This is a genomic window from Telluria aromaticivorans, from assembly GCF_013003915.1.
Taxonomy (GTDB): domain Bacteria; phylum Pseudomonadota; class Gammaproteobacteria; order Burkholderiales; family Burkholderiaceae_D; genus Telluria; species Telluria aromaticivorans.
Genome location: NZ_JABAIV010000008.1, coordinates 45,023 through 67,827 on the forward strand (window position 1 = coordinate 45,023; position 22,805 = coordinate 67,827).

Below are 22,805 nucleotides of genomic sequence, written 5' to 3' on the forward strand. Positions count from 1 at the left end.
AGAGACCCCATGCTGCCGCCGAACGAACCGGACCACTTGCCGAAGGACCCGGTTGTCCCGGTCCCGCTGCCACCGCCGGTCAAGATCGCGATGCTGTCGGCGGGCGGCCTGGCCACGCTGCTGGCCGGGCTGTCGATGCTCGGGCCGTTCTCGATCGATGCCTATTTGCCGGCTTTCCCGCAGATCCGCGCCAACCTGGGCGCGTCGGCGATCGAGGTGCAGCAAACGCTTACCGCCTACATGCTGGCCTTTGCCGGCATGGTGCTCTGGCACGGCGCGCTGTCCGATGCCTTCGGGCGCCGCAACGTGATCCTGGTGGCGCTGGTCGTGTTCGCGATCGGCACCTTCGGCTGCGCCTCCGCGCATTCGGTGCATTCGCTGTGGGTGTTCCGCATCATGCAGGGCGTGTCGGCAGGGGCGGGCGTAGTGGTGGGCCGCGCCATCATCCGCGATTTGTATTCCGATGCGGCGGCGGCGCGCCTGCTGTCGATGGTCACGATGATCTTCTCGATCGCGCCGGCCATCGCGCCGGTGCTGGGCGGCTGGATCGTCACCTTCTTCGACTGGCGCGCGATCTTCCTGGCGCTGTGCGTGTACACCGTGGTCCTCGGATGGTTCTCGTGGAAGCACCTGCCCGAGACGGTGCCGATGGAAAAGCGCCAGCCCTTCAACCCGCGCTTCCTGGCCGAAAGCTACGGCGCCATCTTTGGCTCCTTCCTGTTCCACATGAAGGCGGGCGTGGTGGCGATGAATTTCGCCGGCCTGTTCCTGTACATCGCGGCGGCGCCCGTCATGCTGCCCGAGCACCTGGGCCTGGGACCGTCGGAATTCGCGTGGCTGTTCGTGCCGACCGTGAGCGGGATCTTTTTGGGCGCGCTGGCGGCCAACCGCATGGCGGGCAAGCTGACTTTCGCGCGCCAGATCCGGGTCGGCTTCTTCTTCATGCTGGGCGCGATCGCCTTCAACGTGAGCTATCACGCCTTCCTGCCGCCGGCGCTGCCCTGGAGCGTGCTGCATATGTTCTTCTTCACCTTCGGCAGCTCGATCATTGCGCCCGGCGCCACGCTGCTTGCGCTCGACCTGTTCCCGCATATCCGCGGCACCGTGGCTTCCTGCCAGTCCTTCGTGACGACGCTGATGGGCGCCATCGTGGCCGGCCTGGTGGCGCCGGCCCTCTCGCACTCGGTGTTTTCGCTGGCACTGGGCCAGGCTGGCTTCGCCCTGGTGGCGCTGGCCTTCTGGGTCACGGCACGGCGCTACCGGCGCAATTTGGCGCGTACGGGACGCCAAGTTCCGTAATTTTGCAAAAAAGCCCGGCTCTGTTCACAGGGGCGGGCTTTTTTTCGACCATGAAATAAAATTTCATAAAGTCATGCATATATGAAATACTATTTCACCTTTCCAGCCATGATTCGTTGCTGACCTACTATTAGAGCGGCATCTCGGCAACACTTTTTACAGAAAGTATTGTTCCCGATCAGAAATGTCTATATGCTAAGACAAGTTTTTCGTGCCCAGAATAAAGCACGAAACATTGTTCTGTTTGCTAGATGACAAAGCAAGACCATGTGGCCTCCCGTCCGGGACGCCCCGGACAACCCTCGACAAGCGGCCACGTTTGAGACCATGCAACAATCGGATCAGGATATCCGCAATCGCCTGTTGATTGCCCGTCTGCCGGCCATGCCGCAGATCCTCGTGCGTCTCATCGAACACCTGCAGGCCGACGATCTCGGCATGCCGGAACTGGCGGCCCTGATTTCAAAGGATGCCGGCATGACCGGCAAGCTGCTGGCCGTCGCCAACAGCTCGGCCTACCAGCGCCCGCATCGCAACGTCAACCTCGAGCAGTCGCTGGTCGCCCTCGGCACCGACATGATCAAGACCCTGGTCATCAGCGATTCGGTGTTTCAGACCTTTAATAATTTCCCGCATTCCAGCAGCACCGACCTGCGTGCGTTCTGGAAGAATTCGCTCAGCGGCGCCGTGATCGCCCGCGATATCGCGCGCATCGTCGAGTACCCGCATGCCGAAGAAGCCTACCTGGCCGGCCTGCTGCACAATGTCGGCCGCCTGGCGCTGCTGGCCACCGCGCCGAAAGAATACGCATTCAACTTCAATGCGCGCGATGACGAAGACCTGTGCGCGGTCGAGCAGCGCACGCTCCAGATCACCCACGCCGAAGCCGGCGCCTGGCTGATCGAGCGCTGGCAGCTCGATTCCTTCCTGGCCGACGCGGTGCTGTACCACCACGAGCCGAGCGACCGCCTGGAATCGGCCCACCCCTTGATCCGCATCGTGCGCCTGGCCCACGTGCTGTCGAGCCATTCGGACGACGAGGCAGCCGTGCGTGACGCCGCCGGCCTGTGCGGCATCGACGCCGAGCAGGTTGGCCAGTTACTCGCCGGCGCCGCGCGCCAGATAGAAAAGGCCGCGGCCTACCTCGGCATCGACCTGGCAGGCGCCGACGACATCCCGGCGCCCACGGCCTATGCCCCGCCCGCGCTCGACCCGGTGCAGCAGCGCCTGTCCGAAGAAGTGCGCAACATGGTGCTGGTGTCCGAAGTCGGCCAGAGCTTCGCGCGCCAGCAGGGCGAAAGCGGCTTGCTGGAAGCGATGACGCGCTCGGCGCGCATCCTGTTCGACTTCGGCAATGCCGTGGTCTTGCTCGAGAACCCGACCGGTCATGCCCTGGTTGGTGCGCCCACCCAGGGCAGCCAGCGCATCGCCGAATTCGCGGTGCCGCTGGCCAAGGGCGGCGCGATCGCCAAGAGCGCGCTGGAGCGCCGCCCCGCCTTCGTGCAGCGCGAAGGCGAAGAACTCGGCCTGGCCGAAGAACAGCTGCTGCGCATGCTCGGCACCGACAGCCTGGTCTGCGTGCCTTTGGTGGCCGGCGCGCGCTGCCTCGGTGTGCTGATTGGCGGCGTCGACGCCTGGCAGCTGCCGCATTGCCAGCGGCGCGAACGCTTCATGCAGTCGTTCGGCGTGCAGGCTGCCACCGCGCTGGAAACCATGCTGTCCGAACGCGGCCACGCGCGCCGCCAGCTGGCCCATGTCGCCGATGAATACCGCGAAGCTTCGCGCCGCGTGGTGCACGAAGTGAACAACCCGCTGGCGATCATCAAGAATTACCTGAGCGTGTTGGATAGCAAGCTGGCGCGCCAGGAACCAGTGGGCGGCGAGATGTCGATCCTGAATGAAGAGATCGACCGCGTCGGCCAGCTGGTCCAGAGCCTCGCCGACCTCAAGCCGACCGAAGCGGGCCCGCGCCCGACCGACGTCGCCAAGGTGGTGGACGAGGTGCAGCGCCTGTTCCGCAGCACCGGTTTCGTCCCCAGCTCGGTCGATATCGCAGTGGTCATGCCCGACGACGCCACCCGCATCGAAGGCGATGCCGATGTGCTCAAGCAGATCCTGGTGAACCTCGTGAAGAACGCCATTGAAGCGCTCGGCACTACCGGCGGGCGCATCGAGATCCTCAACCGCGGCCACGTCAACCGCGAGCGCCAGATGTACCTCGAACTGGTCGTCAGCGACAACGGCCCCGGCCTGTCGCGCGAAGTATTGGCCCACCTGTTCTCGCCGGTGAAGAGCACCAAGGACGGCGCCCACCACGGCCTCGGCCTGTCGATCGTGCACAGCCTGGTAAAGAAGCTGGGCGGCCATATCGCCTGCCGCAGCGGCCGCACCGGCACCGCCTTTGAAATCCTCCTGCCGGCATGGTCCGGCGCCGGCACGGGCACTGGCAACAGCGTCGCGCTGCCGGCCCGCGCCCTCGGCTCCGCATAAGGTCATGATGAACGCGCACAACGCCATGTTCGCCGGCGAACCCGCACCGTTTTCCGCTACCCTGGAGACCGACAGCCAGCCACGCCTGCTGCTGGTCGACGATGAACCGCGCCTGCTCTCGTCGCTGTACGAGCTGCTCCAGGGCCGCGGCTTCCAGCTGACTACCGCATCCTCGGGCAGCGAGGCCCTGGCCCACCTGTCGCGCCTGCGTTTCGACCTGGTCCTGCTCGACCTGCGCCTGCCGGACATCGGCGGCCACGAGATCATGGACTTCATCAACCAGAAGGGCATCGACGCGGACGTCATCGTGATGAGCGGCGAAGTCGGCATCGACGCGGCCATCGGCGCCCTCAAGCGCGGCGCCTACGATTACCTGCGCAAGCCCTACGCGCGCGAAGAGCTGCTGGCCACCGTCGCCAACGCGCTCAAGGGCCGCCGCCTGGCGCTCGAGAACGAGCGCATGGCCAATCAGCTCGAAAACTCCGAGAAGATGTACCGCTACCTGGTGGATTCGTCGCCGGACATCATCTACACGCTGAACCACGAAGGCCGCTTCACTTTCGTGAACGACCGCGCCTACCAGCTGCTCGGCTATTCGCGTGACGAACTGCTCGGCAAGCATTATTCGACCCTGGTGCACGAAGAAGACCTGGAGCGCGCGCGCTACGTGTTCAACGAGCGCCGCGTCGACGATCGCGCGTCGCGCAACGTCGAGCTGCGCCTGAAATGCCGCGGCGGGAACAGCAACGACCGCACCTTCAACACCACCCTGATGACGATTTCGCTCAATGCGATCGGCATGCACGTGCCCGACCAGGAAGTGAAGAAGCTCGAGTTCTTCGGCACGTATGGCGTGGCGCGCGACATCACCGACCGAAAGCGCGCCGAAGAAGTCATCTCGTACCAGGCCTACCACGACATCCTGACCGACCTGCCGAACCGCATCCTGTTCAAGGACCGCCTCGGGCTGGCCGTGATCCAGGCCAAGCGCAAGCAGACCGAGCTCGCGGTGATGTTCATCGACCTGGACCGCTTCAAGCTGGTGAACGACACGTTAGGGCACGTCAAGGGCGACGAGCTGCTGCAGCAGGCCGCCACCCGCCTGAAGGATTGCCTGCGCAAGGGCGATACGCTGGCGCGCCAGGGCGGCGACGAATTCACCATCGTGCTCCCCGAGTTGCGCGACCGCGACGACGCGCGCATGGTCGCCGACAAGTTCCTGGAAACGCTGCAGCGTCCCTTCGACCTGGATGGCCACGAAGTGCACATCTCGGCCTCGATCGGCATCGCGATCTACCCGACCGACGGCGAATCGATCGACGAGCTGCTGCGCCACGCCGACATCGCGATGTACCAGGTGAAAGCGCTCGGCAAGAACGGCCACAGCTTCTATCACACGTCGATGCTGGACGTCTCGCACCAGAAGATCGCGCTGGAACAGGCGCTGCGCCGCGCGCTCGAGCAGGACGAGCTGGAGATGTATTACCAGCCGCAGATCGATGCGCTGACCGGCCGCATCGTCGGCGCCGAGGCGCTGATGCGCTGGAACCACCCGACCCGCGGCGTGCTGTCGGCCGGCGAATTCCTGCCCTTCGCCGAAGAGAACGGCCTGATGCTGCCGATCTCGGACTGGATGATCGGCGCGCTGTGCCGCGACATGCTGCAGTGGAATTCGTCCGGCAACGACCACGTGCGCCTGTCGCTGAACCTGTCGCCGCAATACCTCGACCGCGGCGACTTCTTCGAGAAGATGCGCAACGCCCTGGTGCGCTATGCGATTGCGCCGTCCCAGATCGAAGTCGAGATCACCGAGAACATCTGCATCCGCAACCCGCAGTATGCGATCGAGCAGCTCCATAAACTGTGCCAGCTCGGCGTGTCGGTGGCGATCGACGATTTCGGCACCGGCTATTCGTCGCTGTCCTACCTGCACCGTTTCCCGATCCATACCGTCAAGATCGACCAGTCCTTCGTGAAGGAAATCCACGAAGAGGGCGGGCACTACCCGGTCATCCTGGCGATCATCTCGATCGCACGCGGCCTCGGGCTGAACCTGATCGCGGAAGGCGTCGAGACCGAAGAGCAGGCGCGCTACCTGCGCGCCAACGGCTGCATGACGATGCAGGGCTATTTGTACTACCGCCCGATCCCGCTGGGCGAATTCATGAAGGCGCTGCGCACCCAGCCGACGCTGTTCGGCCTGCGCGCCATCCAGGCGTAAGCCGCCGCCATGCTCGACATTCCCGCCCAGCCCAGCGACCAGGAAGGCCGCCACACGGCAGAATTCCTGCGCGTCAAAGGACTGGCCGAGCGCGGCGCCCCGACCGCCCAGCACAGCCTGGGCTTCATGTATGCCAGCGGCCAGGGCGTGCCGCAGAACTTCGAACTGGCCGTGGCCTGGTACCGCATGGCGGCCAGCGCCGGCCTGGAGCTGGCGCAGTACAACCTCGGCGTGATGTTCCAGAAGGGCCAGGGCGTGGCGCAGGATTACGGCCAGGCCGCCTACTGGTACCGCCGCGCCGCCGAACAGGGCTACGCGCCGGCGCAATACAACCTGGGCTGGCTGTATGCCAAGGGCCAGGGCGTGCCGAACGACGTGCAGCAAGCCTTGCAGTGGTTCAGCCAGGCCGCCGACCAGGGAGAGCCAGGCGCCCAGCACAACCTCGGCATGATGTACGAGACCGGCAAGGGCGTACCGCAGGATTTCGACGCCGCTGCCATGTGGTACCGCCGCGCCGCCGAGCAGGGCTACGCGCGCTCGCAGTTCAGCCTCGCGCTGCGCAGCAGCGGCGATGCCGCCGTCGAATGGTTCCGCAAGGCCGCCGAGCAGGGCTATGCGCCGGCCCAGTTCAACCTCGGGCTGCGCTACGACAAGGGCCAGGACGTCGACCAGGACAGCAGCCGCGCGCTGCTCTGGTACGGCCGCGCCGCCGAGCAGGGCCACACAAGCTCGCAGTTCAACCTCGCCCTGATTTACGACAGTGGCCACGGCCTGCCGCGCAACGAAGCGCTGGCCCTGGCCTGGTACCGCCGCGCGGCCGAACAGGGCCACGCCGGCGCCCAGGACAACCTGGGCGTGCGCTATGAGCATGGGCAGGGCGTCGACTGCGACCCGGCGCAAGCCGCCCACTGGTACCGCAAGGCGGCCGAGCAGGGCATGCCCTCGGCCCAGTACCACCTCGCCCAGCTGTACGATGCAGGCACCGGCGTACCGAACGACCCGGAACAGGCAGTGCTCTGGTACCGCAAGGCCGCCGAGCAGGGCCACTTGCGTGCTCAGTTCGACCTCGGCCTGCGCTATGAAGGCGGGGTCGGCGTGGCGCGCGACGAAGCACAGGCGCTGGAATGGTACCGCCGCGCCGCGCACCAGGATTACGCCCCGGCCCAGTACATGGTCGGCTCACTGCTCGACCGCTCCGACCACGGCAACCCGATCGAAGCGACCGACTGGTTCCACAAAGCGGCCGACCAGGGCCACGCGCTGGCCCAGTTCGAGCTGGGCCTGCGCCACGACTGCGGCAAGGGCATCGAGCGCGATTACGAAGCCGCGCATTTCTGGTACCTGTGCGCCGCGCGCCAGGGCCATGCACGCGCCCAGTTCAACCTCGGCGTGATGTATTCGGCCGGGCAGGGCGTGCAGCGCGACCTGGTCGAAGCGTATGGCTGGCTGCAGCGCGCCGGGGGGGCGGGCGTGGGGGCGGCAGCAGGTTATTTGAAGAAGATTGCGGTGCGCATGGAGCCGCAGTTGTTGGCGCAGGCGCAGGGGTTCGTGTAATTTCTTGGCTGCTCAGCCGGGATTTGAACGCGCGGGCAGGAGACCTGCCCACCCTACGTATGCATGCAGTTTCGCTAGTGCCGGCGGACCGATTATTGTAGGGTGGTCGGCTATGCCGACCGCGCGTTCAACCAGCACATGCGCGGACGGCCATCACTACAATAACCCGCCCCGAGACGCCCATGAAAAAACTCGTCCTCCCGCTGCTGCTCGGCGTATCCGCCTTCGCAGCCCTGCCTTCGCAAGCCGCCACACCAACCGCCAAGCCAACTACCTTCGACCGCAAGGCCTACAGCATCGACCATAAAAAGTTCGTGCTCCCCAATGGCCTGACCCTGCTGGTCCACACCGATAAAAGCGTGCCGGTGGTCGGCGTGAACATGTGGTACCACGTCGGTTCGCGCAACGAGAAGCGCGGCAAGACCGGCTTCGCGCACCTGTTCGAGCACTTCTTCTTCAACGGCTCCGAGAACTACCCGCACGGCTTCCGCGAGGCGATGGACGACCTGGGCGCGAACAACCGCAACGGCACCACGAATACCGACCGCACCAACTTCTTCGAAGACGTGCCGGTGTCGGCGCTGGAGCGCACCCTGTTCCTCGAGTCGGACCGCATGGGCTTCCTCGGCAACTACATCTCGAAAGAGATGCTCGAGCGCGAGCGCGGCGTGGTGCAGAACGAGAAGCGCCAGGGCGAGAACCAGCCCTACGGGCGCGTGCGCCTGGAGGTCTCGGCCAAGATGTACCCGTACTCGCACCCGTATTCGTGGTCGACCATCGGCAGCATGGAAGACCTGCAGGCCGCTTCGTTGGACGACATCAAGGAGTGGTACCGCACCTATTATGGCCCGAACAACGCGGTGATCTCGCTGGCCGGCGACATCACGCCGGAGCGCGCCTATGAACTGGTGAACAAATACTTCGGCGCGATCCCGCCAGGTCCGCCGCTGCCGCGCACCGAAAAGTGGATCCCGCAACTCGACCGCAACATCCGCGACGAGATGGAAGACCACGTGCCGCAGGTGCGCATCTACCGCAGCTGGCATGTCTCGTCCTGGCGTGATGCCGACACCCAGCGCCTGAATTTGCTGGCCGCCGTGCTGGCCGGCTCGAAGAGCGCGCGCCTCGACAAGCGCCTCGTATACGAGAAGGGCCTGGCCACCAACGTCTCCGCGTACGTGAACGACGCGGAGCTGGGCGGCACCTTCAACCTCATCGCCACCGTCAAGCCGGGCGCCGATGCGTCGGAAGTGGAGCGCGAGATGGACCGCGTGCTGGCCGACCTGCTCGACAAGGGACCGACGGCGGCCGAACTACAGCGCGTGAAAACCCGCGAGCTGGCCGACTTCTCGCGCAGCCTGGAGCGCGTGGGCGGCTTTGGCGGCCGTTCCGACGTGCTGGCCGAAAGCATGACCTATGGCGGCAAGCCGGACGCCTACCTCGACCGCCTCGAACTGTTCGCCACCAGCACGCCGGCGGACGTGAAGCTTGCTGCCAACCGCTGGCTGCGCGCCCACCACTACACGATGACGGTGGCGCCAATGCCGAAGCTGGCAGCCGTCAAGTCGACGCTCGACCGCAAGAAGCTGCCTTCACTCGGCGACGCGCCGGACGTGAGCTTCCCGGCCCTGCAGCGCGCGCAACTGAAGAACGGCCTGAAGGTCGTGCTGCTCGAGCGTCATTCGGCGCCGATCGTCAACGTCGCGCTGGCGGTCGATGCTGGTGCTGCATCCGACACCACGGCCAGGGCCGGCGCCGCCTCGCTAGCGCTCGACCTGTTAGATAAGGGCAGCAAGACCCGCGACGCTTTTGCCCTGAACGATGCGCTGGAAAACCTGGGCGCGCGCCTGTCCACCGCCACCACGCAAGACCTGTCGCTGGTGCGCCTGCAGGGAACCAGCGCCAACCTGGCGTCGTCCCTGAACCTGATGGCCGACGCCGCGCTGGCCCCAGCCTTCCCGCAAGACCAGTTCACGCTGTCGAAGGGCCGCCGCATCGCCCAGATCGGCCAGGAAAAGGCCAATCCGAACAGCCTGGCCCTGCGCCTGGTGCCGGGTGTGCTGTATGGCCAGGAACACGCCTATGGCAAGCCGGCCAGCGGCTTCGAAGGCAGCGTGCAGGGCATCACGCGCGACGACCTCGCCGCATGGCATGCGGCCTGGTTCAAGCCGGGCAGCGCCACCATCGTCGTCACCGGCGACACCACCATGGCCAGGCTGCTGCCCGCGCTGGAAGCGAGCTTCGGCCGCTGGCAGGGAGGCAGCGCGCCGGCCAAGAAGATGGCCACCGTGCCGGCCACCGCGGGCAAGCGCCTGATCCTGGTCGACAAACCCGACGCGCCGCAATCGACCATCGTCGCCACCCACGTTTCGCTGGCCTATGGCCAGCCGGAAGACCTGGCGATGGAACCGGTGATGGCCAACTTCGGTGGCATTGCCACCTCGCGCCTGAACCGCAACCTGCGCCTGGACAAGCACTGGAGCTACGGCACCAGCGCGCGCCTGTCGGAAGTACGCGGCCAGCGCCCTTTCATCGTGGTCGCGCCGGTGCAGACCGACAAGACGATCGAAGCGATGAAGGAAGTGCAGAAGGAACTGCGCGGCGTGGCGGGCGAGCGTCCGCTCGTCGGGACGGAGTATGAGTCGATCATGCGTAACATGACTGCGCGCCTGCCGGGCCGCTTCGCGACACTCGACGCGCTCGAGTCGGCGGCGCTGTCGACCGTCAACCAGGGCCTGGCGGACGATTACTGGAACCGTTATGCCTTGAGCGTGCGCGCGCTCACGCCGGCGCAGCTGGGCGGGGCATCAGGCAAGTTCATCAAGCCGGACGAGGTGGTGTGGATGGTGATTGGCGACCTGCGCAAGATCGAGGCGGGGGTGCGTTCGCTGGGGTGGGGCGAGGTGAGCGTGGTGGATGTGGACGGAAAGCCGTTGCGCTGATTGCTCTTGTTTTGTGGAAAACCCGGTTCTTGAACCGGGTTTTTTATGCACTAGTGGCTGCGCTACGGAATTGGGTCCCGGCCTTCGCCGGGACGACGGTTTTAAGGGAGCGGGCCAGGTGGTAACGCTAACTCAATTCGCTATTCTCGAAACCGTCGTTCCGGCGAAGGCCGGAACCCGAGTTGGATGCGTACCATGTAAGTCACCTTGCACCACCATTGAACCGCCCCTGGCGCGCAGTTTTGACCTCAGTGACACTGTCCCTGCGCACGCGATAGTATACTGTATGCCCATACAGTCCGATCGCTCACGATGGAACTCAACGACAAGCTGGAAATCCTGGCCGACGCTGCGAAATACGACGCGTCCTGCGCCAGCAGTGGCGCGCCGAAGCGTGGTTCCGAGGGCAAGGATGGCCTGGGCGCCACCACCGGCATGGGGATCTGCCACAGCTATACGCCGGATGGCCGCTGCGTCTCGCTGCTCAAGATCCTGCTGACCAATTTCTGCGTCTACGACTGCCAGTACTGCATCAACCGCCGCAGCTCGAACGTGCCGCGCGCCCGCTTCTCGGTGGACGAAGTAGTCAAGCTCACGCACGATTTCTACATCCGCAACTACATCGACGGCCTGTTCCTGAGCTCGGGCATCATCCAGTCGTCCGACTACACGATGGAGCAGCTGGTGGCCGTGGCGCGCCAGCTGCGCGAAGTGCACAACTTCCGTGGCTACATCCACCTCAAGACCATTCCCGATGCGGACCCGCTGCTGATCGCCGAGGCGGGACGCTGGGCCGACCGCCTGTCGGTCAACATCGAGCTGCCGACCCACGACAGCGTGACCCGCCTGGCGCCGGAAAAGAACGTCCACACGATCAAGCTGGCGATGGGTTCGATCCGCCGCAAGCTCGACGAAAAGGCCGAGGAACCGAAGGCGCCCGCCTTCGCGCCGGCCGGCCAGAGCACGCAGATGATCGTCGGCGCCGACGCCAGCGACGACCAGACCATCCTGAACACGGCCGAAACCCTCTACGGCAGCTACAAGCTCAAGCGCGTGTACTACTCGGCCTTCAGCCCGATCCCGCAAAGCCCGAAAAGCGTGCCGCTGGCGCCGCCGCCGCTGCTGCGCGAGCACCGCCTGTACCAGGCCGACTTTTTGTTGCGCGGCTACGGCTTCACCGTGGGCGAACTGATGCCGGAAGCGGGCAACCTGGCGCTCGACGTCGACCCCAAGCTGGCCTGGGCGCTAACCAACCGCGAGCACTTCCCGATGGACCTGAACCGCGCCGACGAAACCATGATCGCGCGCGTGCCCGGCATCGGCCTGCGCAACGCCAAACGCATCATCGACCTGCGCCGCATCCGCCGCGTGCGCTGGGAAGACCTGTCGCGCCTGCGCTGCAGCATGAAGAAGCTGTCGCCCTTCATCATCACGGCCGACTACAAGCCGGTGCAGGGTGCCGCCAGCTCCCATATCCTGCGGCGCCACCTGGCCGATGCGCCCGAGCAGATGAATTTGTGGCCGGAGCTGCAGGCAGCATGAACGAGCCGGCCGCCGTCACGGCCGCCGCCAATGGCCAGCTGCTGCAGGTGAACAGCTTCGGCGAGTGGCGCACGGCCGCGCGCGAGCTGCTGCGGGCTGGTGTGCCGCCCGAAGCGGTCACCTGGGGCACGCTTGATTCGAACGGCAGCGGCGATTTGTTTTCGGGTGCGCCGGCCCCTGGCGGGCAAACGCATAGTCAGGCCATTCCAACACAACAAGCGCAGCCGCCGAAACAAGCCGCAACCGTCGTGCCCCGCTCTTTGCTCGATATGCTCCAAAAAGCCGCCGGCTTCCGCGCCCCCGACCGCTGGGCTTTTTTATATCGGGTGCTGTGGCGCTGGCAGCAGGGCGAGCACGACGTGCAGTCGCCGGCCGATCCGGACGGGTCGCGCCTGCACGGCATGGCCAAGGCGGTGCGCCGCGAGGAGCACGACATGCATGCCTATATCCGGTTCCGCGAGCGTCCGATCGAAGCCGGCGCGCCGCGCTTCGTGGCCTGGTTCGAACCGGCCCACGACGTGCTGCCGCAGGTGGCCGAACACTTCGTGGCGCGCATGGGCAAGACCAGCTGGATGATCGCCACGCCCGAAGCCAGCGTGCTGTGGGACGGCGCCACGCTGCACAATACCGGTCCCCTGATGTCGAGCGCGGCCGACCTGGATGACGCCGGCGAGGCGCTCTGGCTTACCTATTACCGCAGCATCTTCAACCCGGCCCGCGTCAATGCCCAGCTGATGCAAAGCCATATCCCGTCGCGCTTCTGGAAGAACCTGCCCGAGGGCGCGATCGTGCCGTCGATGGTGAGCCAGGCCGAACTCGGCGCGCGCAAGATCGGCCAGGTGGATACCGTCGGCCGCAAGAGCGGCGCCACCATCCCGATCACGGCCGAGAAGGCGCAGCCGGACCGCGAGCAGCCCTCGAAGCTCGACGAATGCCGGCGCTGCGAGCTGTGGCAGTACGCGACCCAAGCCGTTCCCGGCGAAGGCCCAAGGGGTTCCAAAGGCGGCGCCCCGATCATGGTCGTGGGCGAGCAGCCCGGCGACCAGGAAGACCTGGCCGGCAAACCTTTCGTCGGCCCGGCCGGCAAGCTGCTCGACCGCGTGTTTGCGCAGGCCGAAGTCGACCGCAAGAGCATTTACCTCACCAACGCCGTCAAGCATTTCAAGTGGGAGCCCAAGGGCAAGCGCCGCATCCACAAGACCCCGGCCCAGCGCGAGGTCGAGGCCTGCCATTACTGGCTCGAGAAAGAACTGGACGCAGTCAGGCCGAAGGTCATCGTCGCCATGGGCTCCACCGCACTCAAGTCGGTGCTGGGTAGAAGCACGGTCACGCTCAAGGACACGCTCGGCAAATCGGTACGCCACGAAGGGCGCTGGGTGGTGACGATTTATCACCCGTCCTACGTGCTGCGCGTGCCCGACGAAGCGGCCAGGCAGGAGGCGTTTTCGATCATGGTCAAGGGCCTGAAGCTGGCGCATGAATTGCTGGAGCAGCCTGACGTCCCTGGCCCGGACTGAATCCACGCCGCGCAGCTAAGTGTTGCGCCAAGGACGCATGATGTGAAATATCTCGTTATCGAACGAGTCACAATTCCGTCAATACTCACTTTCATCTCGTAGAATTTCCGTACGGCATTAATTGCCATCGGGCGGGAGGCCTTGCACCTGCCGTCGCCTCCGCCGACTTTCACGAGACAACCATGACCGCTCTTTCCCGGCTCTTGCCGGTTTCCCTCTTGGTGCTGGCCATGCCAGCCGCCCACGCCGACGCCACTCCAACTGCGTCCCGGCCCGCCGCGCTGGCCCTCACGTCCACGGCCACCATCGCTTCGCAATACGTTTCGCGCGGCATCCGCCAGAGCTGGGGCCGCCCCGCGCTGCAGGCAGGCGTCGATGCAGTGCACGCCAGTGGCTGGTCGGCTGGCACCTGGGTGTCGACCGTCAGCGACCGCTTTATCGAAGGCGGCCGCGTCGAGTGGGACCTGTACGGCGGCTACACCGGCACGCTGGGACAGGTAGGCGTCAGCCTTTTGGCCGTGCATTACCGCTACCCGGGCGCCAGCCTCGCCGGCGTGAAGTACGACTACACCGAACTGGTGCCGGGCCTGAGCTATGGCGCCTTTTATGCCAAATACGCCCGCACCGTCTCGCGCGACTTCTTCGGCATCACCAACGCGCGCGGCACCGGCTACCTGGACATCGGCGCCAACCAGGACCTCGGCGGCGGCTATACCCTCAACCTGCACGCGGGGGACGGCCGTGTCGCAGGCCGCGGCAACGACATCTGGGACTGGCGCGACATCAAGGCCGGCGCCACCAAGTCGTTCGAAGGCGGCTGGAGCGTCGCTGCCGCGTACACCCGCGCATGGGGCGCCACCGATGCCTATGACCGCTACACCACCGGCATGCTGCGTGCCGGCGGCGCCCTTGCCACTTCCAATCCTGCCAAGGGCACGCTTGCCGTGAGCCTGGCGCGCACTTTCTGATACCGAGACGACCATGACCAACCAGACGCAGTCCCGCCGCTCGCGTGGCGTATCCCTTTCGCTGACCGCCAAGATCTGCGCCACCGCTACTACCCTGGTGGTGCTCAGCATGGGCGTCACTTCGACCTTCATTGCCATCAAGAGCAGCGCCAACGCGGAAGCCGCCGCTTTCGAGCAGGCCCACACTGCGGCACGTGAAGCCGCGACCGCGCTGGAAAGCCGGATTGGCGCCAACCTGGCTGCTGTCAGCAGCATGTCGGGTGTGATGGGCGCGACCCGTGCCTCGGCGCTGCCCCTGCAGCGCGACCAGGTCAACGACATGGTCTGGAATGCGCTGCGCAGCAACGCCGACGTGATCGGCATGTCGGTCGCCTTCGAGCCGGAAGCGCTCGACGGCAAGGATGCTGAATACGCAGGCAAGGGGCCTCACTACGATGCGACCGGCCGCCATATGCCCTACTTCACCCGGGGCGCCGACGGCAACCCGAAGATCGAGCCGATCGTCTTCCTGCCCACAGCAGGCGCCAACGACTGGTACGACGTGCCGAAGGCTACCGGCCGCGTCCACTTCACCGAACCCTACCAGTACCCGATCGACGGCAAGAACGTCCTGATCGCCTCACTGGCGGCGCCGGTCAAGGTCGATGGCAAGGTCATCGGCGTGACCACGGCCGATTTCCCGCTGACCAAGCTGTCGGCGATCCTGGCCGGCATGAAGTTCATGGAAGGCGGTTCGCTGGCGCTGGTGTCGAACGGCGGCCTGTATGCCAGCCATCCGGTCGCCGAGCGCAATGGCAAGAAGGCGGACGACCTGCCGGCCGCCGCGCTCGACGCCGTCAAGAGCGGCAAGGCCTACCAGTATGTCGACGCCAAAGGCATGGTTCACATGCTGCAGCCGGTGCGCCTGCATGCGGATATCGCGCCGTGGGCGATCGCGCTGGCCTTCCCGGAAAGCGTGGCGACTGCGTCCTCGCGTGAACTGGCCGGCTATGCGGCAATCGTCTCGATCATCTGCGCCATCGTCGCGGCCTTCGTGATGGTGTCGGTCCTGCGCCGCCTGACCCGCCCGCTGCGCAAACTGAGCGCGACGATGACCGACCTCTCCAGCGGCAACGCTGACCTGAGCGCACGCCTCGACGCGCGCGGCAAGGATGAACTGGCGCAGATCGCGGCAGGCTTCAACGGCTTCGTCGCCAAGATCCAGGACGTGCTGGCCCGTGTCAGCACCAGCTCGGACGCAGTCGCCGTGGCATCGAGCGAAATCCGCCAGGGTAATGCCGACCTGTCGGTGCGCACCGAGCAGCAGGCCAGTGCGCTGGAAGAAACCGCGGCCTCGATGGAAGAGCTGAACGGCACGGTCAGGCAGAACGCAGACAATGCGCGCCAGGCCAACCAGCTGGCCGAATCGGCCAGCGCGATCGCCGTGCGCGGTGGCGACGTGGTCGCCCAGGTGGTAAGCACGATGGCCTCGATCAGCGATTCGTCGAAGAAGGTCGTCGACATCATCGGTGTCATCGACGGCATCGCCTTCCAGACCAATATCCTGGCGCTGAACGCCGCCGTCGAAGCGGCGCGCGCCGGTGAGCAGGGCCGCGGCTTCGCGGTCGTCGCCACCGAGGTGCGCAACCTGGCACAGCGCAGCGCCGCCGCCGCCAAGGAAATCAAGACCCTGATCGGCGCGTCGGTCGAGAAGGTCGGCGTGGGCAGCGAACTGGTGGCAGAGGCCGGCAAGACCATGGGCGACGTGGTGGCCAGCGTGCGCCGCGTCAGCGACATCGTCGCCGAGATCAGCGCCGCCAGCGCAGAGCAGAGCACCGGCATCGGCCAGGTCAACCAGGCCATCGTGCAAATGGACGGCGTGACCCAGCAGAACGCGGCGCTGGTGGAAGAAGCGGCAGCGGCGGCGGAAAGCCTGCAGCAGCAGGCGGCCACCCTGGTGGCGCTGGTGGGCGAGTTCAAGCTCGAGGGTGCTACGCGCCCGCAGCCAGCCACGCGTGCAGCCCCGGCGCGCCTGGCCATGCAGGCGGCATGAAATGACCCGGCGTCGCCGGGTTTAAGGATCGGCTCATATTGCAGAGCTAAGCTTGACGGACAACCAACAACAAGGATGTCCCGATGCTGAAATTCGCACTCCTCCCGGCGCTGTGCCTGGCCTTCGTAGCAGCGCCGTCCTGGGGCCAGTCGGCCGACCCGGCGGCGCCCCAGCCTGCGGTCTCCACCGAGGCCCCGGCAGAGGCAACGGCCGCGCCGGAACAGATCCTGGTGGTCGGCCAGAAGCCCGGCCCCGGCATGTGGAAGGTGTCGAAGGACGACCACGTGCTGTGGATCTTCGGGACTTATTCGCCACTGCCGGTCAAGATGGACTGGCGCTCGCATGAGGTCGAAGCCGTCATCGGGCGCTCGCAGGAATACCTGGCGCCGCCGATGGGCAAGGTCGACATCGGTTACCTGCAGGGCTTGATGGCGCTGCCCCTGCTCATCGGCATCAACGACAATCCCGACGGCGCCACCCTGCGCGACGTGCTCCCGGCCGACGTCTACGCGCGCTGGCTGCCGCTCAAGGAAAAATACCTGCCAAAAAATAAGGAGCGCGAGCGGCCGATCTTCGTGGCCAATCAATTATTCAGCGCCGCCATGAAGCAGGCCGGCCTCACCACCAGCACCGATGTGCGCAAGCAGGTCGAGAAGATCGTCGACGCCAGGAAGCTCACCGTCACGAAAACCGTGCTCTCGCTGCCGATTGAGAACGCGCGCCGCGTCATCAAGGACTTCAAGAAGTCGCCGCTCGACGATGCGGCCTGCTTCGCCGCCACATTGAGCCGCCTGGAGACCGATATCGAGGCGATGCGCCTGCGCGCCAACGCCTGGGCCAAGGGCGACATCGACGGTATCCGCAAGCTGGACTTCGTGGACCAGCAGGAAAGCTGCACCAACGTCATCATGAACAGCGCCGCCGTGCGTGACAACCCCACCTTCCAGGGCGCCGAACCGCGCCTGCGCGCCATGTGGCTCGCCAATGCGGAGGCAGCGCTGGCACGGAACGCCTCGACGTTCGCCGTGCTCGCAATGAAAGATGTGCTCAATCCAAAGGGCTACCTAGCAATGCTGGCGGCCAAAGGCTATAAAGTCGAGCAGCCAGAATAGAATTCCACTGTCGAAGATTCTTACAATCAATTTCCTAGTGAAAATAAATAAATCATAACTAATTGATTTTAATGAAAGTTTGACGAATGCGAATTGTTGGCTTGAAAATTGCTTATGTTAGGTAACGTACTCAATAGTCGTTGCCTAACCAAAAAAGGGATTTTCATGTTCACCGCATCGCGCCTGCTCGCCGCACTCGTCCTGACCTCCGCATCGTTCGCTGCCATCGCCGCGCCGGTCACCCCGACCTATACGACGTTCTCGAACCTTGCCGGCGCCACCTACGGCGGCAAGGGCATCCCGACCGACCCGTCGGCGATCACCACCTACGGTTCGCTGACCCTCGGCATGGCCGCCACCCAGCGCCTGGTCGGCCCCAACCTGGGCCATGACGGCGCCGGCACCTATTTCGCGAATACCGGCAGCACACCGGGCATGCCGCCGCGCGCGACCTGGAACTTCAATTACTACATCAACGACAGTGCGCAAAACCTGGCCAGCAACGGCTTGACCTACGCCCTGCTGTATGACTTCGATGCCGGCGTCGGCACCGATTCGTCGCAGATGGGCATGTGGAACCTGACCCCGTTCGTCGGGGGCACGACCCATGAGAACTCGCAGAACCTGTCGTTCAGCTTCCTGTCGGCGACTCTGCCAGGCATCATCACCCCGCCAGCCGGCGCCTTCGATCCACTGGCAGCGGGCCAGTACAGCTTCGCCCTGATCGCCCTGCGCGATGGCGTCGAAGTAGCGCGCAGCGCCATCAACGTCCAGGTGCCTGAACCAGGCCCGCTGGCACTGCTGGGCCTTGGCATGGCCGGCCTGCTGGCGGCACGCCGCCGCAAGCAAGCGAAGTAATTTTTCCGGCTTGAGATGGAACAACGCCCGGTGCGCTGCATCGGGCGTTTTGTTTTCCATTGGCCACATTAGGAATTTGTCAAAGAAACCCGAACACGCGTAGAATGCTGGAGCACCGCGGGTGTAGCTCAATGGTAGAGCAGAAGCTTCCCAAGCTTACGACGAGGGTTCGATTCCCTTCACCCGCTCCAGTGAAAGACGACAGAAATCCGTTTTTCCTCGCCCCACACAATCCATATCGCTCCACAAAGCTTCACAGCAAGACATTGCAGCCCGAGCCGAAGCTGGACTCTAAGGGCGAGCAGGTGAAACTGCTGTCGAGCTGCTCCCACCACGCAATGTCGCCGGTCCCGTAAGTGCAGACCAGCCCCTTCGGCTCCCCGGCGAAAACCCGTGCTGCACATCGAATCCTCCTTCACATCCTTGCGCAGGCCCTGCAGTTCTGTCCGGCAGTTGAATTCACCGAGATAGGCAGATGCACCCTGCAGCCATGCCTTCGGCACCATCCCTATTCCCTGGTGGCGATAGGGCACCTCAGCAAGGACGGTGTCTTCCGACGGATAGAACTTCGGGCACTCGACCGGTTTGTCCGTGCGCGTGCGGAGCCAGGGCAAGCAAAAAAATAGAATCGGAAGCCTCATGCTTTCACCACGACATAGAATTCGTTGGCAATGTCAGCTGGCGCAATGCCATACCGATTGGCCTCTTCGGGGCTGTAGGCGCGCTTGTCGCGCCGCGGTACCGGCGCCCCAACCCACTGGTCCATTACCTCGATGCTCGTTACCTTGCCGGATACGCCTCGCCGCAACCGATTAACAGTGCCGCGTGGTAGCGATGCCTGTTGGGGAATCGGCCCCTGCCTTGACTGTCGATGACGAAGTTCGCGATGACGGAGCCTGGATTCAGGTAGTGAAGGTCGACCACGCGCGGACCGGGTCGCCTAAACCCCGTCTAGCCCACCGACGTTGTTTCCTTGGGCAGGGCTACGCATTCGCCGTCACCGAAAGGCGGGTGCCCTTCCAGCTCTTCCACGTCCCTGCTATAGATAAAGTCGCCCATGACCCCCTCCTCAATGTGATGGACCATTGTTGGGTTGTCGGATTTGGGACAAGTTGGCAGCTGTCAACAGGCAGCTTCTTGCAGATCAAGTACGGGTGGCGGTGTGCCGGCTCGGCCAGCACGCGCACGACGAGGGCAATGCCGGCGGCTTGCGATATCGGGAAGCGCGCCGCTGCCCGAGCGACTTAGAGATATTGGTGGCGAGTGACTACTCGACTGCTGAAGAGGGATGGGAGTGGCGCGCCGGTCGGCGCAGACTGGTTTCAAATGAGTCCGTCTCGGAATCGTTCGTTTCGTTTTGAGAGACGTTTTCCCTGCTCAATTCATCGCGAACGTCCCCGCATCAACCATACACGGCTACCATGACCCGGCGTCAGGCTGCTGTTCACGATCGCTACCGTTCCGTCGCGATGCAAGGCGAGTTTCTGCCCCAAGATGCCCTGCTGGCTGCCATTGCGACCACCTCCGCCCGGTACGCTGTGCGGGATGAGCCCATGGGGGCTAAAGCCGGCGCCAGCCGTCGCTGACTGCCACAAGCCCTTGCGCGACGCTGGCTCCCACAGGACGCGTGGGTGCGCATCGTCGCCGCAGGCGAGATGCACTGCTGCCGCTCCTTCATCGTGCGATTGGGTAGTTGGCGTGCCGAAGCGCAGGCCAAGAGGGTCGGCGCGGACGTAGCGAACCCGGGCGGGGCTGTTCCCACGCTGTTCCAGATACGCGAGGTGCAGGGCGCCCTTATGGTCTACGACAAGGCGCGGCATGTCTGCGCGGTCCTGGTCGGCGCCGACCAGGACCGGTGCCGCGAATGTGCCGCCCCCATCGCTGGAGAGGCTTACCCGGATATCGGCATCGTGGTCTTCGCCAACCGCCCAGGCAAGGTAGAGGCGACCGGCAGGACCAATGGCCAGCGACGGCCCACGCGCCGGTAGCTTCACGTCGCCCGCAATCAGCTGCGGCCTTGAGAAGCTGCGGCCGCCGTCGCGCGAGCGCGCCAGCCACAACATGCCGTCATATTCGGTCCATGCCGCATACACGCTGCCATCCGGACCAGCCGCGAGATCCAGGCTGCCGTTCGACCAGGTGTCGCGGTCGAGGCGCCCCTTGCCGTCGCCGCCGCGCGATGTCGACAGGTTGCGCGGCTGGGAGAAGGTTCTTCCCCCATCGGTCGAATGTGCGAACAGAACGTCGCCGCCGTGCGACCCGCCCGAGAAGATGATCTCCTGCCACAGCACGTACAGCGTGTCCGGTCCACCGGCGACGATGCGCGGCAGCCAGGAAAACGTGGCCGGGTTGCGCGAGACGTTAACCACCGCGCCGCGTGGCCGGCCATCGGCGTCTAGCACTTTCAGAAACACGTCCTTGCGCCGCTGGTCTACCCAGGCAACGGCCAGCCTGCCGTCGGGCAGGAAGGCGGCGGTGCCGTCGTCGACGTAATCGTAGTGCGAGTCGTTCTGCCGCCACGGCCCTTTGGCGCCGCCGCCGCTGGCGATCTCCACGACTGGGAGCCAGGTCATGCCATCCGCAACCCGCGCAGACTGGGCGGGAATGCAGGCCAGCACGGCCGCGACAAGGAGTGAGCTGGCAGGATGGATGCGCATGAGCCTCCCTGGTCTGTACGCCGCCGCAGGCTGCACCGCGCCCGGCGCCGGCACGGTATGCTGGCATCCTATCCTCCACGCCGGTCGAGGAGCGCCCGCGTGCATCACGGCTCCCGCTTGCGCCGCCATGCCCTGGTTTCGCTAGCGGTCCTGGAGCGCCCGGCCATGCCCCGCCGAGCTCGGCCATACCATACGCCTCCCGTTTGCGCATAGTTCTCCGTCACCTGAAAGACTGACGAGCATGCCGCCCCTGCTGTCTATTCGCGGTAGAACAAGCAAGCGATTGACATTACGCAAAGGGACAGTTAGCTGCACTCTTAGTATCGACGAACAGATAGGCGATAAGAGAGGTCTGCAATGAGGCAACATCTTTTCACTCGTCCTGAAAAAAAGTACAACACATTCGCTGACCTGAAGGGAGCAGGGGGATTCGATGAGAATTATTTGCACGAATCTTTCTATAAAGAGCATATACCAGAATTCGTCGCCGCTGCATTAGAGCGACTGTATGGAAACATCTACTGCACGCTGGGACGGATATCGGCTTACGAATCGCTCGAGGGGATCAGCACCTATGTCTCGCAACGCCAATCAGTGATCGAGGCTATTATCCTTTTTCGTGATGAGGGACAGATCATTTCCATTGTCAACCAGCAGATTACTCTTCCCGCAAACGCGATTTCCTCTTTCTGCGAATCGGTTTTTTCCCGATATAAAAACGCGAAGGTTGTTCGGTTCTACGCGATAGATACGCATTTGACTTGTTTTTCACGTTTTTTTCAGCAAACTGTAGCCCTGCAAGAGAATGTAATCAATCTACCATCGGAAAAATCGATATATCTCAGCAGTATCAGGCCGCAATTCAGGAAGCAAATCCTGATCTCGGGCCAGAATATCAAAGCCGATCATCCGACTTTTCAAATGCATCTCGGCTCGCAAGACGCGATCAAAGCCGAAACCGTCCAGGCTGTACTCAAGCTTGCGCAAAAACGCATGCTTGCAAAGGGCAAGACCGACTATACGGGAAAGATCAACACGGTCGCACTCGTCAAGTTAATGAAAAGCCATGGTCATATTGCTTTTGCGACGATTAATGGGAATGTTTGCGGTGGTGCGATGTGGCTCAGTGTGGGGAAGCGTCACTTCCACCAGATCGCCGCGCATGATCCAGAGTATGACCGCTATATGCTTGGAAATCAGCTATGGATGACCGCGATCTTGCGTTGTCTTGATTTGGGCGGCAAAGAATGCTGGCTCATGGGAGGGGCAGATGCGCATAAGGCGAGATTTCGGGCCGAAAAACGGACATTTCACAGCATTATTATTTACCGTTCCAAGCTTTGTGCATTTTTCAGTTTGCAGATATTTGTTCCATGCTGGAGCACTCAACAGGCAGCCCGACTCCAGGCCGCCGCCATCTTGATCGCGCACAGGCCCGACCGGGCAGGACGTTTGGTGGCGCAAGCCATCGCCGTAATTCGCAGCCTGCGCGCGACGATGCGCGAGCGGCACACTCGGTGACCCGCCGTTCTTTCAAGAGGCGGTAGCTGGCGCACCCCATGTTCGCGCCAGCGCTTTCTGGTGGCCAGGCACTGTATCGTAGCTGCGGCCGT

The 22,805-nt window shown here is 64.3% G+C and carries 14 protein-coding genes and 1 tRNA gene; 13 read left to right on the top strand and 2 right to left on the bottom strand.

Going from position 1 to position 22,805, the window contains the following annotated elements; genetic code table 11:
* Positions 1-9: 9 nt before the first annotated feature.
* The 12 genes from HGB41_RS19205 to HGB41_RS19260 all read left to right on the top strand — a co-directional run bounded on the left by HGB41_RS19205 (position 10) and on the right by HGB41_RS19260 (position 18,726).
* Positions 10-1,299, top strand: a complete 1,290-nt coding sequence (locus HGB41_RS19205) for a multidrug effflux MFS transporter (protein ID WP_171087469.1) — start codon at positions 10-12, stop codon at positions 1,297-1,299.
* 327 nt (positions 1,300-1,626) lie between these two features.
* A complete protein-coding gene (locus HGB41_RS19210; RefSeq protein ID WP_171087471.1) occupies positions 1,627-3,789 on the top strand; it encodes an HDOD domain-containing protein in 2,163 nt (720 codons plus the stop codon).
* 7 nt (positions 3,790-3,796) lie between these two features.
* The gene (locus HGB41_RS19215; RefSeq protein ID WP_229423130.1) at positions 3,797-6,010 is read left to right on the top strand and encodes a putative bifunctional diguanylate cyclase/phosphodiesterase; all 2,214 of its coding nucleotides are present in this window, start codon (positions 3,797-3,799) and stop codon (positions 6,008-6,010) included.
* A 9-nt stretch (positions 6,011-6,019) separates the two neighbouring features.
* Entirely contained in the window at positions 6,020-7,564 is a 1,545-nt protein-coding gene (locus HGB41_RS19220; RefSeq protein WP_171087473.1) for an SEL1-like repeat protein, read from the top strand.
* Between the two features lie 182 nt (positions 7,565-7,746).
* Positions 7,747-10,506 carry a M16 family metallopeptidase gene (locus HGB41_RS19225; RefSeq protein ID WP_171087474.1) on the top strand — a complete coding sequence of 920 codons (2,760 nt, stop codon included), beginning with the start codon at positions 7,747-7,749 and terminating at the stop codon, positions 10,504-10,506.
* Positions 10,507-10,818: 312 nt separating this feature from the next.
* Positions 10,819-12,048, top strand: a complete 1,230-nt coding sequence (locus tag HGB41_RS19230; protein WP_171087476.1) for a putative DNA modification/repair radical SAM protein — start codon at positions 10,819-10,821, stop codon at positions 12,046-12,048.
* Positions 12,045-13,565 carry a UdgX family uracil-DNA binding protein gene (locus HGB41_RS19235; RefSeq protein WP_171087479.1) on the top strand — a complete coding sequence of 507 codons (1,521 nt, stop codon included), beginning with the start codon at positions 12,045-12,047 and terminating at the stop codon, positions 13,563-13,565. The genes HGB41_RS19230 and HGB41_RS19235 overlap by 4 nt, the downstream gene beginning before the upstream one ends.
* Before the next feature lie 182 nt (positions 13,566-13,747).
* Complete coding sequence (locus HGB41_RS19240; protein ID WP_171087481.1) at positions 13,748-14,533, top strand: TorF family putative porin; 786 nt, start codon at positions 13,748-13,750, stop codon at positions 14,531-14,533.
* A gap of 13 nt (positions 14,534-14,546) precedes the next feature.
* Positions 14,547-16,565 (top strand): methyl-accepting chemotaxis protein, encoded by a 2,019-nt coding sequence (locus HGB41_RS19245; RefSeq protein ID WP_171087483.1) that lies wholly within the window; start codon positions 14,547-14,549, stop codon positions 16,563-16,565.
* Between the two features lie 83 nt (positions 16,566-16,648).
* On the top strand, positions 16,649-17,677 hold the full coding sequence (locus tag HGB41_RS19250; RefSeq protein ID WP_171087485.1) for a TraB/GumN family protein: 1,029 nt from the start codon (positions 16,649-16,651) through the stop codon (positions 17,675-17,677).
* 165 nt (positions 17,678-17,842) lie between these two features.
* Positions 17,843-18,535, top strand: coding sequence for a PEP-CTERM sorting domain-containing protein (locus HGB41_RS23260; RefSeq protein ID WP_229423121.1), 693 nt, complete (start codon positions 17,843-17,845; stop codon positions 18,533-18,535).
* A 117-nt stretch (positions 18,536-18,652) separates the two neighbouring features.
* A tRNA-Gly gene (locus HGB41_RS19260) sits at positions 18,653-18,726 on the top strand.
* Here HGB41_RS19260 and HGB41_RS19265 read toward each other — a convergent pair.
* Both HGB41_RS19265 and HGB41_RS19270 read right to left on the bottom strand, forming a co-directional pair.
* Complete coding sequence (locus HGB41_RS19265) at positions 18,715-19,176, bottom strand: hypothetical protein (RefSeq protein WP_171087487.1); 462 nt, start codon at positions 19,174-19,176, stop codon at positions 18,715-18,717. The two genes, HGB41_RS19260 and HGB41_RS19265, sit on opposite strands and share 12 nt — an antisense overlap.
* A gap of 741 nt (positions 19,177-19,917) precedes the next feature.
* A complete protein-coding gene (locus HGB41_RS19270; protein ID WP_171087488.1) occupies positions 19,918-21,192 on the bottom strand; it encodes a sialidase family protein in 1,275 nt (424 codons plus the stop codon).
* Positions 21,193-21,549: 357 nt separating this feature from the next.
* On the opposite strand from HGB41_RS19270, the gene HGB41_RS19275 reads away from it, so the two are divergent.
* Positions 21,550-22,713: a GNAT family N-acetyltransferase gene (locus HGB41_RS19275; RefSeq protein ID WP_171087489.1), complete on the top strand. Its 1,164-nt coding sequence runs from the start codon at positions 21,550-21,552 to the stop codon at positions 22,711-22,713.
* Positions 22,714-22,805: the final 92 nt, after the last annotated feature.

Excerpts from the sequence above, each read along its gene's own strand:
- HGB41_RS19225 (WP_171087474.1), top strand. The coding sequence starts at position 7,747 with ATGAAAAAACTCGTCCTCCCGCTGCTGCTCGGCGTATCCGCCTTCGCA.
- HGB41_RS19235 (WP_171087479.1), top strand. The coding sequence starts at position 12,045 with ATGAACGAGCCGGCCGCCGTCACGGCCGCCGCCAATGGCCAGCTGCTG.
- HGB41_RS19210 (WP_171087471.1), top strand. The coding sequence starts at position 1,627 with ATGCAACAATCGGATCAGGATATCCGCAATCGCCTGTTGATTGCCCGT.
- HGB41_RS19245 (WP_171087483.1), top strand. The coding sequence starts at position 14,547 with ATGACCAACCAGACGCAGTCCCGCCGCTCGCGTGGCGTATCCCTTTCG.
- HGB41_RS19270 (WP_171087488.1), bottom strand. The coding sequence starts at position 21,192 with ATGCGCATCCATCCTGCCAGCTCACTCCTTGTCGCGGCCGTGCTGGCC.
- HGB41_RS19240 (WP_171087481.1), top strand. The coding sequence starts at position 13,748 with ATGACCGCTCTTTCCCGGCTCTTGCCGGTTTCCCTCTTGGTGCTGGCC.
- HGB41_RS19230 (WP_171087476.1), top strand. The coding sequence starts at position 10,819 with ATGGAACTCAACGACAAGCTGGAAATCCTGGCCGACGCTGCGAAATAC.
- HGB41_RS19265 (WP_171087487.1), bottom strand. The coding sequence starts at position 19,176 with ATGAGGCTTCCGATTCTATTTTTTTGCTTGCCCTGGCTCCGCACGCGC.
- HGB41_RS19205 (WP_171087469.1), top strand. The coding sequence starts at position 10 with ATGCTGCCGCCGAACGAACCGGACCACTTGCCGAAGGACCCGGTTGTC.
- HGB41_RS19215 (WP_229423130.1), top strand. The coding sequence starts at position 3,797 with ATGAACGCGCACAACGCCATGTTCGCCGGCGAACCCGCACCGTTTTCC.
- HGB41_RS23260 (WP_229423121.1), top strand. The coding sequence starts at position 17,843 with ATGTTCACCGCATCGCGCCTGCTCGCCGCACTCGTCCTGACCTCCGCA.
- HGB41_RS19250 (WP_171087485.1), top strand. The coding sequence starts at position 16,649 with ATGCTGAAATTCGCACTCCTCCCGGCGCTGTGCCTGGCCTTCGTAGCA.
- HGB41_RS19275 (WP_171087489.1), top strand. The coding sequence starts at position 21,550 with ATGAGGCAACATCTTTTCACTCGTCCTGAAAAAAAGTACAACACATTC.
- HGB41_RS19220 (WP_171087473.1), top strand. The coding sequence starts at position 6,020 with ATGCTCGACATTCCCGCCCAGCCCAGCGACCAGGAAGGCCGCCACACG.